The organism is Paenibacillus sp. sgz302114 (genome assembly GCF_056120345.1).
The window spans coordinates 772959-790705 of sequence record NZ_JBVYOI010000002.1; the positions used below are offsets into that span (position 1 = coordinate 772959).

15 protein-coding genes are annotated in these 17747 nt (G+C 50.9%); 4 read left to right on the plus strand and 11 right to left on the minus strand.

Going from position 1 to position 17747, the window contains the following annotated elements; genetic code table 11:
• Nucleotides 1-3 precede the first annotated feature (3 nt).
• The 4 genes from AC0LWF_RS08590 to AC0LWF_RS08605 all read right to left on the minus strand — a co-directional run bounded on the left by AC0LWF_RS08590 (nt 4) and on the right by AC0LWF_RS08605 (nt 2765).
• On the minus strand, nt 4-480 hold the full coding sequence (locus AC0LWF_RS08590) for an MEKHLA domain-containing protein (RefSeq protein WP_474651132.1): 477 nt from the start codon (nt 478-480) through the stop codon (nt 4-6).
• Nucleotides 481-545: 65 nt separating this feature from the next.
• Nucleotides 546-752 carry a hypothetical protein gene (locus tag AC0LWF_RS08595; protein ID WP_126014522.1) on the minus strand — a complete coding sequence of 69 codons (207 nt, stop codon included), beginning with the start codon at nt 750-752 and terminating at the stop codon, nt 546-548.
• A gap of 94 nt (nt 753-846) precedes the next feature.
• Complete coding sequence (locus tag AC0LWF_RS08600) at nt 847-1020, minus strand: hypothetical protein (RefSeq protein WP_474651133.1); 174 nt, start codon at nt 1018-1020, stop codon at nt 847-849.
• A gap of 113 nt (nt 1021-1133) precedes the next feature.
• Nucleotides 1134-2765 carry a glycoside hydrolase family 26 protein gene (locus AC0LWF_RS08605; RefSeq protein ID WP_474651134.1) on the minus strand — a complete coding sequence of 544 codons (1632 nt, stop codon included), beginning with the start codon at nt 2763-2765 and terminating at the stop codon, nt 1134-1136.
• Between the two features lie 279 nt (nt 2766-3044).
• Here AC0LWF_RS08605 and AC0LWF_RS08610 point away from each other — a divergent pair, with 279 nt between their 5' ends.
• Entirely contained in the window at nt 3045-3953 is a 909-nt protein-coding gene (locus AC0LWF_RS08610) for a M15 family metallopeptidase (protein WP_474651135.1), read from the plus strand.
• 71 nt (nt 3954-4024) lie between these two features.
• On the opposite strand, the gene AC0LWF_RS08615 is transcribed toward AC0LWF_RS08610, so the two are convergent.
• On the minus strand, nt 4025-4951 hold the full coding sequence (locus tag AC0LWF_RS08615; protein WP_474651136.1) for a nucleoside hydrolase: 927 nt from the start codon (nt 4949-4951) through the stop codon (nt 4025-4027).
• Nucleotides 4952-5490: 539 nt separating this feature from the next.
• On the opposite strand from AC0LWF_RS08615, the gene AC0LWF_RS08620 reads away from it, so the two are divergent.
• Both AC0LWF_RS08620 and AC0LWF_RS08625 read left to right on the plus strand, forming a co-directional pair.
• Entirely contained in the window at nt 5491-7287 is a 1797-nt protein-coding gene (locus tag AC0LWF_RS08620) for a YheC/YheD family protein (protein ID WP_474651137.1), read from the plus strand.
• A complete protein-coding gene (locus AC0LWF_RS08625; RefSeq protein WP_474651138.1) occupies nt 7284-9206 on the plus strand; it encodes an S-layer homology domain-containing protein in 1923 nt (640 codons plus the stop codon). Before AC0LWF_RS08620 ends, AC0LWF_RS08625 begins: the two co-directional genes overlap by 4 nt.
• Nucleotides 9207-9280: 74 nt before the next feature.
• Here the strand turns inward: AC0LWF_RS08625 and AC0LWF_RS08630 are convergent, their stop codons facing one another.
• The 6 genes from AC0LWF_RS08630 to hisJ all read right to left on the minus strand — a co-directional run bounded on the left by AC0LWF_RS08630 (nt 9281) and on the right by hisJ (nt 15446).
• Nucleotides 9281-11329 (minus strand): YheC/YheD family protein, encoded by a 2049-nt coding sequence (locus AC0LWF_RS08630; RefSeq protein WP_474651139.1) that lies wholly within the window; start codon nt 11327-11329, stop codon nt 9281-9283.
• A 368-nt stretch (nt 11330-11697) separates the two neighbouring features.
• The gene (locus tag AC0LWF_RS08635) at nt 11698-12036 is read right to left on the minus strand and encodes a DUF1904 family protein (protein ID WP_474651225.1); all 339 of its coding nucleotides are present in this window, start codon (nt 12034-12036) and stop codon (nt 11698-11700) included.
• Nucleotides 12037-12057: 21 nt separating this feature from the next.
• Nucleotides 12058-12615, minus strand: coding sequence for an SLOG family protein (locus AC0LWF_RS08640; RefSeq protein ID WP_090580158.1), 558 nt, complete (start codon nt 12613-12615; stop codon nt 12058-12060).
• A 237-nt stretch (nt 12616-12852) separates the two neighbouring features.
• Nucleotides 12853-13803: a metallophosphoesterase family protein gene (locus AC0LWF_RS08645; protein WP_474651140.1), complete on the minus strand. Its 951-nt coding sequence runs from the start codon at nt 13801-13803 to the stop codon at nt 12853-12855.
• 38 nt (nt 13804-13841) lie between these two features.
• On the minus strand, nt 13842-14582 hold the full coding sequence (locus AC0LWF_RS08650; protein WP_474651141.1) for an MgtC/SapB family protein: 741 nt from the start codon (nt 14580-14582) through the stop codon (nt 13842-13844).
• Nucleotides 14583-14618: 36 nt separating this feature from the next.
• Nucleotides 14619-15446: a histidinol-phosphatase HisJ gene (gene hisJ, locus AC0LWF_RS08655; RefSeq protein ID WP_474651142.1), complete on the minus strand. Its 828-nt coding sequence runs from the start codon at nt 15444-15446 to the stop codon at nt 14619-14621.
• 232 nt (nt 15447-15678) lie between these two features.
• On the opposite strand from hisJ, the gene AC0LWF_RS08660 reads away from it, so the two are divergent.
• Nucleotides 15679-17496 carry an APC family permease gene (locus AC0LWF_RS08660; protein WP_474651143.1) on the plus strand — a complete coding sequence of 606 codons (1818 nt, stop codon included), beginning with the start codon at nt 15679-15681 and terminating at the stop codon, nt 17494-17496.
• Nucleotides 17497-17747 lie beyond the last annotated feature (251 nt).

Sequence of the window (17747 nt, forward strand, 5' to 3'; positions counted from 1 at the left end):
CTGCTAGCATTCCCCTTCCTGCACAAAAGTATAGTTTTCAAAAGTCGCAGCTTGTCCATAATAAACGCCATCCTCATCATAGAGATTCCAGACAATCGCTTGCTCGATTCGGAATCTCCGTCCGCTGCTCGAGATGCGGATGCCGTTGTAGTCGTCTATGTAGCCTTGGCTCGCGACTGCTTCGAGAAACCGCTGCCGCTCGGCTTGAATCATCGGCTCCGCCGTGTGCCGCGACTCTATATTCGTGAACGCATCCCAGTCCATCTCCCACAGACCAAGTGCCGCACGATTGCCGTAGTTCAGCACGGGGTCCGCCTGCGTCCCATGTGAGAGTACAACAATCGGAGCTTCGAACAGCAGCGCTGCCGCCGATTTTGTGACTGCCTCTCTCTCCACAAGAGGCTTGCCAAGCAGCCGTTGATAGCTGTTCAGAATAATATTCGCATGGCGCTCCGAAGCACCGATCCCCTGCTTTTCCAATTCCCATACGCTCCTTTAATATCAAAAAAACTGAAGGCACATTCACCTTCAGTTTCTTGTTTGAACTATACGCCCATTTTCTTGCGCTGGTTGTTCACTTTTTTATGATTTTGGCTTTTCATTGTTTGTTGGTTTCCGCCTGGACCATGCTTCTGTTTACCTGCACCATTCGCCTGCTCCTGCTTCTTCTGAGCCAGCTTCTGCTTTACAGCTTCTGCTAGGGAAACCTTCTTCGGCTCCTGCACTTCCGGCGTCGTCTCGTTCTCGGACATTAAGATCACCTCGTTAGTGTGTACTAGTTGTATTGTAGCGCTTTTTCCGCTTTCTTTCCAGTAGCACGAACGGTAATTTTCTACTGCAAAATAACTATTCCCGCAGCGCTTCCTTCAGCTTCGTGGACATGTTGTCCGCACCGCCTGCACGCAGCATGCCGCGTGCTTTCACGAGCTCCTGCGTAAGCCGCAGCTTGTCCTTGCGCAGCGCTTCTATCTCCGCTTTCGCCAGCCGCAGCTGCTCCTGAAGCGTTATGATATCATCCACCTGGCTTACCCTCCCATGCCTTACACTCGACTAGCTCTATTGTAACGCGAATCGTCTGCAAAATAAAACCCGGAGCGCCTTAAGCTAGGCACCCCGGATTCCTTATAACGAGCTTATTTCACGCTGACGGCGACCTTCTGCGTCGTAATGAGCGCGTTGTTGCTGTAAGCCTTCAGCACAACGTCAATCTTCTTGCCTTTGTACGGCGCGAAATTGATGCTTGCTGTCCATGGCGAATCGGTTGCTGTGGCAACGAGCTTACCTCCGATTTCATACGTCACCTTGGCAAGCGTCGGCGACCATGTCTTCATATAAGCGGAAATCTTCTGTGTTCCTGCAGCTACAGCCGAAGCGGTGTTCACTGGCTTGTATGCAACCGGAGATTCATCGCCAACGGTGCTGAGGTAGAACGGATTAGCGACAGACTTCTTATAAGCGTTTAATAGCTTCTCATTTGCCGAAAGCATGTAGTATTTCATCCGTGTCGAGGCTGCAGTCTGATCGTGGTTGCTGTCGAACCAGAACGCCGCTTTCACCTTTGGATAGAGCATTGGCAGGGTCGAGTAGAACTCTTTCATTTTGTAAACAGCCCAATCGGTCTTATCCTGCTGCTTCTCTGGATACATGTACGCAACACCGCCTTCGGAGATGAAGACAGGCTTGCGCGCGGAGTACTTCTTATAAATAAAATCGAACTTCTCGAGGTGACTCGAGCGGTCCTGGCCTTGTTTGAGCGGGTCAAGCGTCGGGTTAAAGATCGAGTACAAACTTACGCCAACCCAATCGACCGCATCATCGCCCGGGTAGTAGCTCTCGATACTGTACTCCGGCTGACGATCCGGAGCCCACACCATTGCAACATTAGTAGGAGCTTCCTGGTGGAACACTTTAGCAACGAGTCTGAACTTCTCGATGTACACCTTCGGATCTACGTGCCATGGCACCCAATCGCCATTCATTTCGTTTGCGAAGCGTAAGAAGACCTTCACGCCGGAAGCTTCGATATCACGTGCCAGCTGGTGCAAGTATTCGTCGTCTACTACTTTGTCGAGACCTGCCAGCGGCTGAACGCCAAGCTCAATCGCCGTACCGGCAGCGCGCGCATGATCCAAGTGACTCTTAATCGCGGACAGCGGCTGACCGTATGTAAAATAGAACAAATACGCAGCGTGCTTCTTGCCTGTCAGCTCAGGAAACTTCTCGGTGTAGAACGGTTTCGACGTCGCTGCATCGTGAACCGCCGGATCGCGCTCTGCATAAGCGCCAATATAAGCGCCGTTCTTCGGCTCGAACTTCGCGCCATGCGTGTACGATGTGCCAACGTCGGCTGCTTTGGTCTCTACGAACAGCTTCGCGGAGCTGCGAAGCATATCTGCTTTGCGCTTAGCGGCGATGCTGATCTGAGTCTGATTCGCTTTACCGGAGTATTCCGCTTCCTTATCCCAAGCTGCCACAGCATCGTCGTACTGCTTCAGCTTTGCATAATCGTTGCCGACATAGCGGTACATATTCGCGGAATTGCCGTACTCCTTATTCTTCACAAACTCGGGAATAATGAGCTTATACTTGGCGATCGCTTCGGCATATTTGCCTTTTTGCTCGAGCGCTACCGCCTCTTTGTAGATTCCCCATACGTTCATTGCGTGCGCTTCATACGTGTGGAATGTTGTAAAAGCGATAATAATGGTAACCATTGCGAGTACTAGTTTTCTTGCGAAAGTTAGCTTGCTACTGTTGGTCTTCACTCTCTCGTTCCTCCATGATGATCTCTATTTATGTATACAGCTACAGCAGAAATTTTACACCAATTGGCAGCGACTAGGAAAGACATTTTTTAGCAGGATTTTACTGAATATCCACCTTTTCGCGATATATAACAGCGCATTGCAACAAAATGTGACAGCTATTCGTCTTCACTTACACAGGACAAGAGATTGACGTACTTTGGCACCTGTCCCCAGTTGTAAAAGGGGGCCCAGCGTCTATAATTGTTGTAGAAGCGCATTATGTAGGAGGCAAGGTCTTTGAAAAAATCAATTGCAATTAGCTCGGTCGTACTCGGCGTTGCTGCCGCAGTCGTTATTTTATCCTCACAAACTACAATCCTTGGCGATCTGTTCAGCCTTGTGAATAATAAAGCCCCATCTTCAGTTGGAAGCAGTCAGCATAATCAAGATAGCTCTACTTCCACGAAGCCAACAGGGACGAAGGGCAATGATACAGCGGGGCAGACGGACGACAAAGAAGTGACAGCCGCATCTGCAACAATGACGAGCAGCCAGGCTGCTTTCCAGGCATTTATGCACGCGAATTCACCTGCGCTGACGGTTACGAAGAACGCCGGTGGTAAAGATATCGTAACGAATACGAACAGTCCGCTCGTCCTCGTCAATAAGAAACGTGAGCTTGCCTCGACTTATTCGCCTAAGGATCTCGTCGTTGCCAAGGTTACTTTCTCCTTCTCAGGCACCAGCCCGAAGCAGCAGCTCCGTGCCATTGCTGCACAAGCGCTGGAGAAATTGTTCGCTGGCGCGAAGAAGGATGATATCAAGCTGGCTGCGGTATCCGGATATCGGTCGTATGTGGCTCAGAAATCGATATTTGACAACTATGCCCGCGAGAACGGCGAAGATGAAGCGAATACGTTCAGCGCTCACCCTGGCCAGAGCGAGCATCAGACTGGACTTGCGATGGACGTCTCCAGCGCGAGCGTGAACTATAATCTCGACGAGAGCTTCGGCGAGTCCAAGGAAGGCAAGTGGCTGGCGGAGCACGCGGCGGATTACGGCTTCATCATCCGTTATGAGAAAGGCAAAGAAGGGCTGACCGGCTACATGTACGAGCCTTGGCATATCCGATATGTCGGCGTGGTCGTTGCTCAGCAGGTCAAGAAGGACAATGAGACGCTGGAACAGTTTCTGGCGAAGTATTAATTAGTAAAAAAGCTAACCAACCTACTGCTCGTGGCAGTGGTGTGGTTAGCTTTTTTGATGTGGAGCGGCGCTTATTTATTGTTGCTATCCAGCTTTCTGAACAAGTCTTTGAACACGCTGTCGCGGTGGATATGTTCTACGCAGCGGATGAAATGGCGATTGCGGTCGACGCTCCAACGGAAGTCGGAGGACAGCACCGGGCTGTGCACGAGCGTGCTCGGCGTCCATTCCTCGTTGTTCAGGAATGCGATCGTCGAAATGTCCCAGATGACGCGCGAATAACCGAAATGGTCCGGGTGGCAGTTCTTGAACGTTTCGTACAAGTACTCGCCGATTGGGCCTGTATTGCGTACGTAATCGTTAATCTCGGATAGCGTCGTCGACAGGTGCGAAGCAACGCCGCCGCATGGAATAAGTACGAGCGGCACGCCGCTATCAAGCACAGTACGTGACGCGTGCAAATCTTGGGCAAGATTGAACTCGGTCGTATCTCGCCAGTGCAGCGCATGGCCGCCCAGCCAGACGACGACGATCTTCTCGATGATGCGCGGCTCCATCAGAATAGCCGAAGCAACGTTCGTAATCGCGCCGATTGCGACCACATAGAGCGGATCATCGTCAGGCGCCGCCATCGCGCGCTCAACAAGGTTTCTTGCCGCTTCGCTCTCGACTGGTGCGCCTGCTTCAAGCAGGTAGCTCTCCGATCCGCGGTAGACCGGTACGCCTTCCATTTCCGGCAGGATGGAAGCGATGCGCTTCAGCTCGTTATAGCTTTTTTCCATGCCGTCTTTCGGGCCTGTCGACAGGTCGTTGAAGAATGGCGCTGCGTAGAACGCTTCCACCGTCATGCTATCCGGGGATTTCATAGCATAAATAACTGCGAATTGGTCGTCAATTTCGTTGTACGTATCCGTATCGAGTACCATACGAATTTTGCGCTGCGGATGGGCCAAGCGCTGCAGCAGCTTTTGCTGAGACAAAACAGGAAATGCGCTCATATGACGTTCGAATCCTCCTCGAAAAATGGTTGCTTCATGCTTGATCACCCATATTGTACAACGAACGATTCGGCGTGTAATTGCACGTTTCGGCTGTATGTTTGCATGAATTGGAGACGAGCAGACAGAGACATCGAAACAAGCTCGGATCAAACAACCCCCTGTTCAACGTTCCCGCTCCGCTCTTTTGTAGCCAATATAAAAGCTGAGAGAACGTATACGTTCTCTCAGCCTCAATATCACTGCTGTTTGCGCACGAGAGAACATATACGTTCTCTCAGCCTTAATCATCGCCGTGAAGCATGGCTGTCTCGGCTGCGAGAGAAGGTTTTACCGCTCGCTCCCGGAGGCTATTACAGCGCCAGCTCCGAAGCTGCCTTACTGCGATTTTTTCAATCCTATATCCTATCAACTCACCGCCTCAACAAACAAAGAATATAGGACCATCGGCACATGCGAATATGCTATAATTAGACAATAATCGACATCATAGGGGTATATAGACCCTACCAGTTGTTGGTTTCGAAAGGATGGTGGCCGTGATAATAGGTGTGTTCCATAGCAATTACGACGAATTCGCTCTTGAATGGGACGATTCTATTGCCACCATTGCTCATGAAGCGGAGAAGTGCGGGGTACAGGTTATTATTTTTAACCAAAATGGCCTGGATTGCAGCACATTCACCGTGCTCGGGAGTATTTACAGCGATGGCCTCTGGCAGCAGCAGCGTACCGCACTCCCCTCAGCAGTGATCGGTTTGCAGATAGATGATGCCGACAAGTCCGATAGACTCGAATGGCTGAGAGAGCACACGGTCATTGTTGCAGCAGACATGCCGGAATCGCATGAGGATCTGTGTCGACGTTTGCTGCAATCCTCGTTGCGTAGTGAGCTTGCTGGGCAGGGGAGAACGCAGGAATCGCTTACGTTTCGGATTCGGCCTCAGCTAAATCAAACATACGATAAGACTTCGAAGATGGCTGCGATTGAATTAAGAAGTGAATCCGATACCTCAATGGAACTGGATGTTGCGCTGCAAGCGGCATTCCCGGATTCTCATATATTCATAGAAGCCCATCTCAAGTATTTGGCATTAGAAGCAGCGAGGCTGATAGATACCTTAAGTTCACTGATATTGCCTCCCTTCTATGTGGATTTAGCCATAGACCACGATAAGCGCACCTCGTTTCTAGGTGCGAATATCGGAGAGACTCCGAGCGAGAGGCTGCGAGAAGTTGTCTCGTTTACCGCTTCTTCAGCCCAGACTGCCAGCAAAATCACGACAATTGGAATGCTCCTTGGATGGGCGCTTTCGAAGCCATTTTTGGACGCATGCCGTCTTTACGCTGAATCGAGCGGAGCACGTTTCTTTTATTTCTATCCAAGTCAGGTAGATACAGAGAAGCGGCAAATATTCGGCTGGCATTGGCAAGACGGTAAGTGGAAACAAGCGTATTTCGGTTATCCTGACGTCGTCTATGACCGAATGCGCCGAAAGAGCAAGAAGTACAGCTGGCTATACGAAGCTTTATCTTCCATTCCTTTTACGCATCAAGTAGCCTTTGGTTCGTTCAACAAAATGAAGATCTACCAACATATTCTCTCCGACCCAGACCTCGCTACTGCAATTATTCCGTTCGAGCCGCTAGTGGATCAGAAGCAAGCAGGGAGCTTTATCGGCCGCTATAATAAAGTCATTTTGAAGCCGAACAGAGGGTCGAACGGCCGAGATATTGTCACGGTTACTCGATCGGGCGAGCACTATGAAGTGTTTGATCAGCATGTTGTTCACATGATGACAAGGGAACAATTGGACGAGCTATTCAATCTGTTCAGCGAGCACAGCTATTTCATTCAGCAATTAATTGAAAGCCGCACCAAGGAAGGGTATGTGTTTCATTTTCGCGTGCACTTAATGAAGGACGAAGTCGGTAATTGGAAGATCATCTTTATTTTCCCTTCGATTTCATTGACCCCTTATATGAAAATTACGAACCACAAAAACACGTTCCGGGGCGTATCCAAGTGGGAATGGTTTTTGCAAAGCCAGTTCGGCGAGAAGCCAGGCGGAGTCTTTGATAGTAAAGTCAAAGCGTTCTCCTATCGCCTGACATCTTTTCTTGAAAGAAAGCTAGGCGGAGGCTTTCATGAAGCTGGGCTAGATCTTGGCATTGACGAGAGTGGAACGATTAAGATTTTCGAAGCGAATCTGGGCAATGTCGGGATGAATTTCCATGAGGCTCAAGCAGCAAAGTACGGCATCAGTTATGCGCTGTATCTGGTTTCCCGCCAGCATCATGTTCAATCTATTCAATCAGGAGGAAGTACGGTATGAGTGATAATAAGAACAATAATAAGGACTTGAATGAATCGTTGCGCCAACGGGCGAAAATGAACAAATATTCCAAGCTGGCACGCACTTCGATGCTGGCAATTACGATGGGCGTCAATTTGGCGCATCCGGGGGCTGCGGGCGAAGCTCATGCATCTGGCCTTCCGACTCATCAAGCAAGCATTGCTCCGACTCAATACACTGGCAATTCATTAGCTTATTTCCAACATCAATTTTTGCCATCTTCTACCTTCAATCCTATGAACAGCGGAGAGACTGAGCCAACAGCGCCGACAGCGGCTTCTGTAAGGATTACAGGTACAGTGACAGTAGGCCATACGCTAACCGGCAATTATGACTTCGTTGATGTGAACGGTGACGATGATACTGGCTCGACCTTCGAATGGTACCGTTCGGATGATGCTGACCAAACGCTCAATTATGAGAAGATTACTGGTGCCACAGGCAAAACCTACAAATTAAAAAACAGCGACAAAGGCAAATACATAACATTCGTCGTAACGCCAAAAACGAACGTTGAGCCAATGCAGGGCATAGCAGTTGAGAGTACAACGACCTCTAAGGTGGCTGCAGCCCCTACTTCGGCACCGGCACCAACAGCAGAAGTAACAGATACCACTACTCCAGAAGAGGAATCCTTAATTGAATTGGTCGCAGTCAAGAAGGATGAACAGACCCAGAACGCAGCCAAGCTTACATTGACCAAGGACAAGGATAACAACACGACAGCGTCCTTCCATTTCTTATCCGATGGCGTGAATGATTCTTCCGTGGGCGCAAGCAAAAAGGAAACGATTGCGGTACGAGCTAAGACGATTACAGGCGCAAGTGTCGTCAATGCGGACATCGCAGGAGATGCGATAGCGAAGCTGAAGTCGAATGAGCAGAAACTGGCTGTTCTGACTGGGGATGTAGCCATTGAGTTCCCTACGAAGTCGATTCCAATCGAACGACTCGCGGCAAGCAGCGGCTTATCGACCGATCAGATCAAGATCGAAATTAAAATTGAAAAGCAGTCCGATGCTGTGAAAGAAGAAGCAGCCGAATGGGCAGTTACGCAGAATGCGACTGTCATCGGTCAGCCGTACAAGTTCAGCATGCAAGTTAACGATGGGACCACAACGGCGCCAATAACGCAATATGGCTCTAATTACGCTAAATTTACAATCCCTATTCCAGAAGGCGTTACCAATTTGAATTCGCTTGGAGCGGAAATTGTCGTCGATGGCAAATATATGCCTGCTCCCGTCTTCATTGATGATGCCGGACATGCGGTCATCCATGCGCCTTCGAATGCGACGGTCGTCCTGATTCAGCGCAATGAGAGCTTCTCGGATTCGGCGAAGCACTGGGCTGCGAACGATATTAATCTCATGGCGGATAAGGGCAATACATCAGCAGACGCTCAGGGCAACTTTAGCCCGAACACGCCAATGACGCGCGCTCAATTTGCCGAGCTGCTCGTAGACGCCTTCGGTTTAGGTCATCAAGTGACGGCATCGGATTCGTCACAATTTACGGACTTGCCGGCCGACGGGAAGACGCAGGAGAGCATTCGCATTGCAGCTGCTAACGGCTTGTTTAATGGAGTATCAGAGGGGCAGTTTGCACCGAATCAGGAAGTATCTCGTGAACAGATGATTGCCGCATTGATGCGGTTCTACAAGACGTTTGAGCTGGAAGACGAAGCGGATGCATCGACAGGCACCACTGATCTATCTGCATACAGTGACACTAAGCAAGTATCGAACTGGGCGGAGAAATCCGTTCAAGATGCGAATGAAGCAGGCATTCTGACTGGTTACGAGAACGAAACGATTCGCCCTCTGAAGTCGGGAACGCGTGCAGAGGCAGTAGCACTTATTCGCAGATTTATGCAAATGACAAATTTGATTAACTAAACATAATCAACCAAACGAAAGAACCTCCAGTCTCTGCAACAGCCGACGACAGGAGGTTCTTTGTTGTAGCAGGATTATTGGGACCCCATAAGCGACATTGCATATGGAATAATCCGACGGGCTACTTCATAAGGATGCACAGCTTCGGCAGGACCCTCGAACTCGCCTCCTGCCAGCTGAATGCCGTGATTTTGATCAATGGAGAAATCTAAAATAAGCTCATGAATGCGATTGCGGTTGGAGCGTTCAAGCTCCTCGGCAGCGGTTAGAGCTAGGCTGCGAAGCTGCAGATCCACTTGGGCCGCTAGCTCCTCGTCATATTCTCGGTAGAGCAGCCACTCCCAGTTTACCTCCAGAGGCAATGCCCCTTGCGGATCAGCTGAAGCGAGCGAGATCAGCGGAGCAATATGAACGATTTCCCAAGCTTCATCAGGTCGTTTGAACAAATATGCACGCACATGAAGCGAATGGCCGTCATAGGTTTTGCTGATGACTTGCTGAATCAGCATATAATCCGAATCGCTGAACAGCTCGAGAAAAGCAAGAAACTCGGCTTCTTCGAACGTATGTACATAAGTTCCGTCTCTCACCGTATAGTGCGACGGCATTCGATCAATGATGAGCACATCTTCCATCAGCAGATCCGTTTCCGACTTCATAACGACAGAGCGATGGAGGTCAACGAATTTCTTCGCATCTTCTAGTTTTTCCGGCTTGAGCAGATGAGGCAAGTGACTAGCCAATAGCTGGTTTCTGGATGCAATTGCAAAGAAAAGCGACGAAGAGATCGGAGCCTTCGATTCGTGCGAGGTGAGCGGCATATTCGAGCTGCGGCGGTACACCAGTCGAGCGGCCTCACGATCCTCTTGGTCGATTAAATTGTATACCACATCGGGGAACGGATAGACGCCTTCTACCCATTCCCTGCCTTCAATCCTGAATCCTGAGACAGATGCAGCACGAACACTTATATTTTCGAGCAAAAAATACATTAATTGTACGCCGTTTGCTGCAGCGATATCCACGTAAGCGGTCAGATCATGCTGCGATGGCGGAGAGCTAAGCAGCAAACCGAGCGTCTTCGACGTGCCGCTCAGTGACTGTACGCTGCGGGCAAACTGCTCCGCAACATACTTGACATAAGCAATTGCATATACAGCCCGCTCCACTTCATGATGCAGAGTTCCCGGACACGTATTCGCTTCGTAGAACCATATTCTCTTCTTGTCATCGATAGCAATATCGATACCTAGCTCATTGATTGGATTGGCATATTGCGCATCAATGAAGGAGGACATTTGCAAACCAATGTCAGCGAGGATCGACGGAATTGCACTAGCTTCGTCCGGAAATACATGCATCAGGAACGATTCCAGCTGTTCTGTGCGGCCGTTAATGCTAACGTTGCTCGTAATGGTATCAGCCGCTCCAATTCGCGGATAAATGGCGCCAATAGCCCATTCGCCTTCACCGTTTCGCTGAACGAGAACGCGGAAGTCGAACGGCTCGCCAGCAGGCGTCAGACATACGATATAGGGCTGGACTAAATATTTCTGGTTCAACGTATCAACGAATGCGGCCATTTCCTCGCGGTCCATCCATGTCCAATCCGCCCCCAGCAGCAGCCCATAGCGGTTATCGCTCCGAATTAGCGCTTGCACGCCTGCCCCGCGGCTGCCGTTAATCGGTTTAATGACGAGCTTGTCATGCGATTCGAATAGCTCGTCAATTTGCTCCACTTGGACAAGGACGGCGGTTGGAACGACGTATTGCGCTAGTGATGGCGAACCGGCAAGCAGCTTCTTCGTAATCTCCCATTTATCATCGATCAAGAACGCGGTAAACGGGACGATTTTGCGGAAAATAAGCTCTCGATTGGAACGTCTGCGCGGACCCCAAGGGCGCACATTCATTATCGCTTGCGGAAAAGGAAACGTCCCGCTCTGCCAGCCGTCCTCCACATACACCTGACCATCAATCGTCCTGTCATCCAGATTAATGCCCGATTCATTGAAAAAAACAAGCTGCACATCTTGTTTGATGGCTTCCGCAACTATAGCTTGAACGCGTCCCTCGGTCATGACGTCAAAAGGATTGTGAGGGTGAAAGACGCCTATGAGCACTGCAATATCCCCCTTGTCATGTTGTATGAGAATGCTGTATTTGCACTCTCAGCAGTAATAATCGCTCGTTTCCGTTTATCCGCAGCCCCGAAAGCACCTAAATGTGCTCTCAGCTCGGAATTCGATGCTTTTTGCGCATGAGAGAACCTATACGTTCTCTCAGCACTAATCATCGCTCGTTTCCGATTGTTGGCAGCTCCCAGAGCTCAATCCGAGCCGCTCACCACGCTGAGTGTGCGATTTCTGCACTCTCAGCTCCGAAAGCGCCGATTTCTCGGCGTGAGAGATCATATTTGATCTCTCAGACGCGATTTCGGCTCAATCCGAGCCAATCGCCGGCCCTCACAGCAGCTCGGGCTCGGCCCTTTCTACTCTGCCGCCGCACATGGACGGCCATTAATGTAGTACGCCGTCTCCTTGTATACCTTGAACGCGACTTCTACTTCTGCGACGCCTGCTTGCTGCAGATGGCGTGTCAGTGCTGAGGCGAGCTTGTCCTGCACGCTCTGTCCGCGGTCGAACCAAGCAACCTCGACGAATGGGTACGTCTGGACGACCGATCCGCCGAATACCGATACGACTGGCAGACTGTCCAGCGTGAAATTGTCTGTCCCGCACTCGCAAATTTGCGCCAGCTCCTCGATCAGCGCTCCACTTACCTCTACTAGCGTTTCATTGCCTACTCCTCGAACCGTCAATTGCGGCATCACGCTTGCCCCCGTCTCCAACTATTCATAATCGTAGAACTGCTCTTCTTCGGCGATATTTTGCAAATCATGGCCTGAGATCGTAATAATCCCGTAGTCCGGCGTCACTTCGGCATGAGCACGCGCAAGCTCCAGCAAATAACGCGGCGAGCCGTCCTGTTCCTCATCGTAAATGAGCAGCAGACCATCGGAATTGTCGAGCAAGAAGCGGTCTCTCGCCTTGAACTGCCACGGTCCCGCATACTTCTGCTTGGAGACGCTGTTCACATAATCCGCTCCGGACAGAATCTCGCTGTACGTTGTCTTTTTCTGCTCATTCCAATTCTCTTCTTGCTCAAGGAAAGGCGTTATTATCGCAAGCCGCAAGCTCTCATAGCTCTTCTTCAGCTCGATTGTCACTTCCGCTGCCCACAGCTCGACGCCCCATCCGCCGCTGATGATGACCCATTCGAGTCCGTCCTCTACGAGTGCCGAAATCTGCTTCGTGAGCGCCTTCTTAATAATGGCGATGCCGGGATGCTTAGCAGAGAAAATGCCCAGCTCCGTTGCCCGATAGCCACTGACTAATATTGTTTTCATCTCACTTCGAACTCCCACATAGACGATACTGTTAAGGGTAGCATACGCCAAACGAAAATACAGCATTTATGCCATGATTACACGTGAAAAAAGGGCACCAAGGCTCCTGCTCCAAGCAGCAGAAGTCAAAGCGCCCTCCCCTCCCTACTTCTCAGCACCTCACCTCGCTAGGTTCCCCGTGCAAGGTGCGCGGTAAAGCAACGTGCATGACGCTGTCAATCTCATGTCTCCATCTTCCTACAGCTCGATCCCTTTCGGGTAATGCTCCTCCTGCTCAAGAACGACGCTGCCGTCGTCAAGACGAAGCTCGGTCACGAAGCCCCGCTCGCCTTGCTTCAGCCGGATGATGCGCGCGCCGCGCGGGAAGCCCTCGCGTCCATACGTCTGATAGCCGGTTGCCCTGCCGTAGCAGAGCCGGATGTCATGCAAGGTGCCCCAATAATCATTCACATGATCATGGCCGCAGAAGGTGCCGTTCACATCGCCCATCTCCACCATCGCCGCGAATAACCCGGAATTGATGCGCGGGCTAGCAACGCCTTCATACTTGCTGCCGAAGCACAGCTCCTTCTCCCACACCTCATCATATTCCGGAAGCGGAATATGGAAGAAAGCGAGCGCTGGCAGCGGCTCCCCGCCGTTCGCAGCGCGAAGCGCCGTAGACTGCGACACATACCATTGGATCTGGTCGCGGTGAATCCATTCATAGCCCTCCAGCTGAGGCAGCGTGGAGTAGCTGCCGCTGTCGAACATGTAGAGCACATGTTCAGGCTTATCACTGCCATGCGCCTTTAGCTGCAATACATAATTGCCGACGCCATGTATCCCCTCAGGCCCGGCACTGCTAAGACAATGCTTATGCTCCAGCTGCACCTGCATAAGCTCATCCCGCGTCACGAGATGCTCCGTATCATGATTACCGTATACCGCCGCCCAAGGGATGCTACGTATCTCTGCCGGACTAACCGCGTCGCGCAGAGACTGCTTCGGATCGGTACAATCTTTGCTATAAATAATATCGCCGGTAAATACGACAAGATCGGGAGACGTCTGATCCAGCACAAGCTCCATCAGCAGCTTCGTCAGCACATCCGCAGGTTCCCCGTTCTGCCAGTGCAAGTCTGTAAATTGTACAATTGTGAACGTGCCGTCCTCGCGGTAATGCAATGATTGATTCAATCCCGTCATCCCCAAATCATCCCCCATGACCTGACTAAATACGTGCGCTAGAGCGATTCACCGCCGGACTCGATGCCGACGACGCCTTCAATCGTTGCAATCGATACGATAACTTCCTCGAACCGCCTCTTATAGTTCAGCTTCACTTGCAGCCTAACGATCAGCATTTCCGCAATATCGCCAGCGGCAGCTTCCTCGTTCTCAACGATGATTTTGCTAATCTGAATACCGAAGTGATGCAGCTTCGTAACGACATTGCTGAGGCAAGCCGAATCCTTCGTTATTTTCAGAACAATATCCCGCTTGCTCTTCGCCCGCGAGAACTTCTTCTCAAACTTATTAAGTACGAATAAACTGACGACAACGAGAAAAGTAAGCACAGCCGAACCATAATAGAATCCTGCTCCGACCGTCAGCCCAATTGCCGCCACGACCCAGAGCGAAGCCGCAGTCGTAAGCCCCGACACCGTGATCCCCGTTCGCAATATCGTGCCTGCGCCGAGGAAGCCGATACCGCTAACGACTTGCGCCGCAAGGCGTGAAGGGTCCAGCCGCACATTCGGATCGGCAGCGAACTCCGAGAAGCCATACATAGAGAGCAAAACAATGGCAGCCGACCCTACACAAACAAGAATATGAGTCCGAAATCCCGCAGAATGGCCGCCGAACTCGCGTTCTAGCCCGATCAGCCCGCCAAGCAAGAGCGCGAGCACGAGCCGAAGCGTCAATTCCATATTGCTAATATGCCATATACTCGGATCAAACACCTGCGCGGCGGTTTGTGCCATGTTACATCAATCCTTTTTCAGCTAGATTGGTATCATTTACTTCGCAAAATTAGCCTCGAACCACTCATAGCCGAAGCCGACATGGTCGGGACGATGCGAATCCGATCCATACACGAGGGCAATGCCGCGCGCCGTACATTCGGCCATGAACCATGCCGGCACATAAGGCTTGCCGCATGTCGGCACGCGCAGCCCGGCGGTATTCACATCAATGCCAACTCCGCCCTGCTCTAGCTTTGGCAGAATAGCGGTTAGTCTGCTCTTGATCTGCGCCTCGTCTATAGGCGGCAGCTTCAGCGAGAATTTCTCGATTAAATTAATATGTCCGATCCGTTTGCGCATGGGCAGCTTCGAAGCGAAGTCAATCGCTAGCTCCACATGGTTGTAATACTCGTCGACGACCTTCTCCATCGAACCGTAATAGGAAAGCAGATTCTCGGCAAAATCATCCGCAGTGAAGTCGACGCACTTCATACCGCCGCCCTTGCCCTGCAAATAGTGAACGGAGTAGACGACATCCTCCAGTTCCTTCTCATAGCGGTCCACGATCGCTTCCGTAAATGATAGATTGCCATGCAGATAATCAAGCTCTAGCCCGACTCCAATGTCGATGCGGCCTTCGTATTTCCGCTTGATGGATTTGGCATAGTCCATGTACAACGGCAGCTCTTCGCTTGGCATCGCAAGCTCCCGCATCAGCTTCTCATCCGATACCCAGTTTGACGGCAGCGGCGGATGCTCCGTAATGGAATAGCGCTCGAAACCAAGCTCCATCGCTCGATCGACATACTGCTCTTCTTCAGCATCATTACCGTGATAACAAAATTTCGTGTGCGTGTGTCCATCCCATTTGATCGGCGGCATCGTCTTTTTCTCCTATCCATTACCTTTATTGTGGCAAACCTGTGTTACCCAAGTATACCACCGTGTTATGCGCCTTCAACTAAATGTTTGCGCCTTCACGAAACTGTATCTTTCAACCAACCATATTTTTGATATAATGAAATTTGTTCATTTCGGATATTCTAATACAATCCTTGAGATGAAAGTGAACTTTTACCTTATATGGTGAAGAAAAGAGGATGAATAATACTCCATGATCAGCCGATTTAAACGATTTTTAATCGGGCGTCCGATGAAGAGCGCAGAATTGGAAGGAGAACGGCTTAGCAAGCTGAAGGCACTCGCCGTGCTGTCGTCCGACGCCTTGTCGTCGGTTGCGTACGGTACCGAGCAGATCCTGCTCGTCTTGATTGCAGCAGGCTTCGCTGCCGTCTGGTACTCCATTCCAATCTCCATCGCGGTTCTCGGGCTGCTGCTCGTACTAATCATATCGTACCGCCAAACGATCTACGCCTACCCGAAGGGTGGCGGCGCATACATCGTCGCCAAGGATAATTTGGGCGTCTCGACTGGACTGCTCGCAGGGGGCTCCCTGCTCGTCGATTACATCCTGACGGTTGCCGTAAGCTCTTCGGCAGGAACGGATGCGATCACGTCGGCATTCCCGTCACTGCATGATCATCGGGTATTCATCGCGCTAATTATGATTATATTCCTCACGATCATGAACCTGCGCGGAATCGGGGAATCAGCTTCGGTGCTCGCCTATCCCGTCTACCTGTTTGTCATCGCTGTCTTCGTCCTCATTATCGCAGGCGTCTTTAAAGTCGTTGTATACGGCGTACATTCCGATATTCCGGAGATCGGGACAGCCGTGTCGAACATAAGCCTGTTCATGCTGCTGAAGGCGTTCAGCTCCGGCTGTTCGGCGCTCACAGGCGTCGAGGCCGTGTCGAATGCCATTCCGAACTTCAAGAAGCCGGAAGAACGCAACGCAGCCATTACGCTCGTTATGATGGGCACGATTCTCGGTGCGATGTTTATCGGCATCAGCTTGCTCGCTTACTGGTACGGCATTGTGCCGAACGAGAAGGAAACCGTCGTTTCCCAAATCGCCAATGCGACTTTCGGACGCGGCATGATCTATTACGCGATTCAAGCGATTACGGCTCTCATCCTGTTCCTGGCAGCAAACACGGCTTACTCCGCGTTCCCGCTGCTTGCCTTCATGCTGGCGAAGGACAAATACATGCCGAACGCCTTCAAAGTGCGCGGCGACCGTCTCGGCTTCTCGAACGGCATTATTTTTCTAGGCGTTTTCTCGGCACTGCTTGTCGTGCTGTTCCATGGTGACACGGAGAATCTAATCCCGCTCTATGCGGTCGGCGTATTCATTCCGTTCACGTTGTCTCAGCTTGGCATGATGGTTCGGTGGATTAAGCTGAAGCCTGCTAGATGGGGTGTCGGCCTGTGCGTCAACACGATCGGGATGCTGACAACGCTGATCATTACGCTCATCTTTATTTTCACGAAGTTTAGTCAGATTTGGATGGTCTTCATCTTCCTGCCGATCGTTATCATGGGCTTCTTCAAGATCAACCGTCACTACCAAAACACGGCCGACGAGCTGCGAGTGAACATTGATAAAGAGAAGCCAGCGATTAAGGGCAGCACCATCGTCGTGCCAGTTGCCGGCATTACGCAAGTCGTTCTCCAGTCGATCAGCTATGCCAAGTCGCTGACTGACAACGTTGTAGCCGTCTATGTCGGCTTTGACGAAGAAGAGATCGAGCGCCTCGAGCGCAAATGGGAAGAGTGGGACCCGGGCGTTCGCCTGATCGTCCTGCGCTCCAGTTATCGCAGCATTATCCGTCCCCTGGTCCGCTTTATCGAGACCGTGGAATGGAAGACGCAAGAGACCGACCATATTACGGTCTTGATTCCACAGTTCATCACGAAGCATTGGTGGCATAATATTTTGCACAACCAATCCAGCTTGCTGCTGCGGGCATATCTGTTTACGCAGAAAGACGTCGTTATTGCGACGGTGCCTTACCGTTTGCATAAATAAATCGAGTGAAAGCCGCCCTGATGTGGGGCGGCTTTCTTCGTGTTGAGGCAACCGGCGAGCTCGTCAGCTGCCTTCGTTGACTTCGAATAAGTGGAAATATCCACTTAATTGGCGAGGTTTTGCGTTCTCGACAGAAATAAGTGCGAATAGCCACTTCTTCTTTACTCAATCTCGCGAAAACGTCCATTCCGCCGCAAATAAGTGGAGTTTCGCACTAATGAGCGAGCTTTGCTGCGAAATCGCCTCTGATA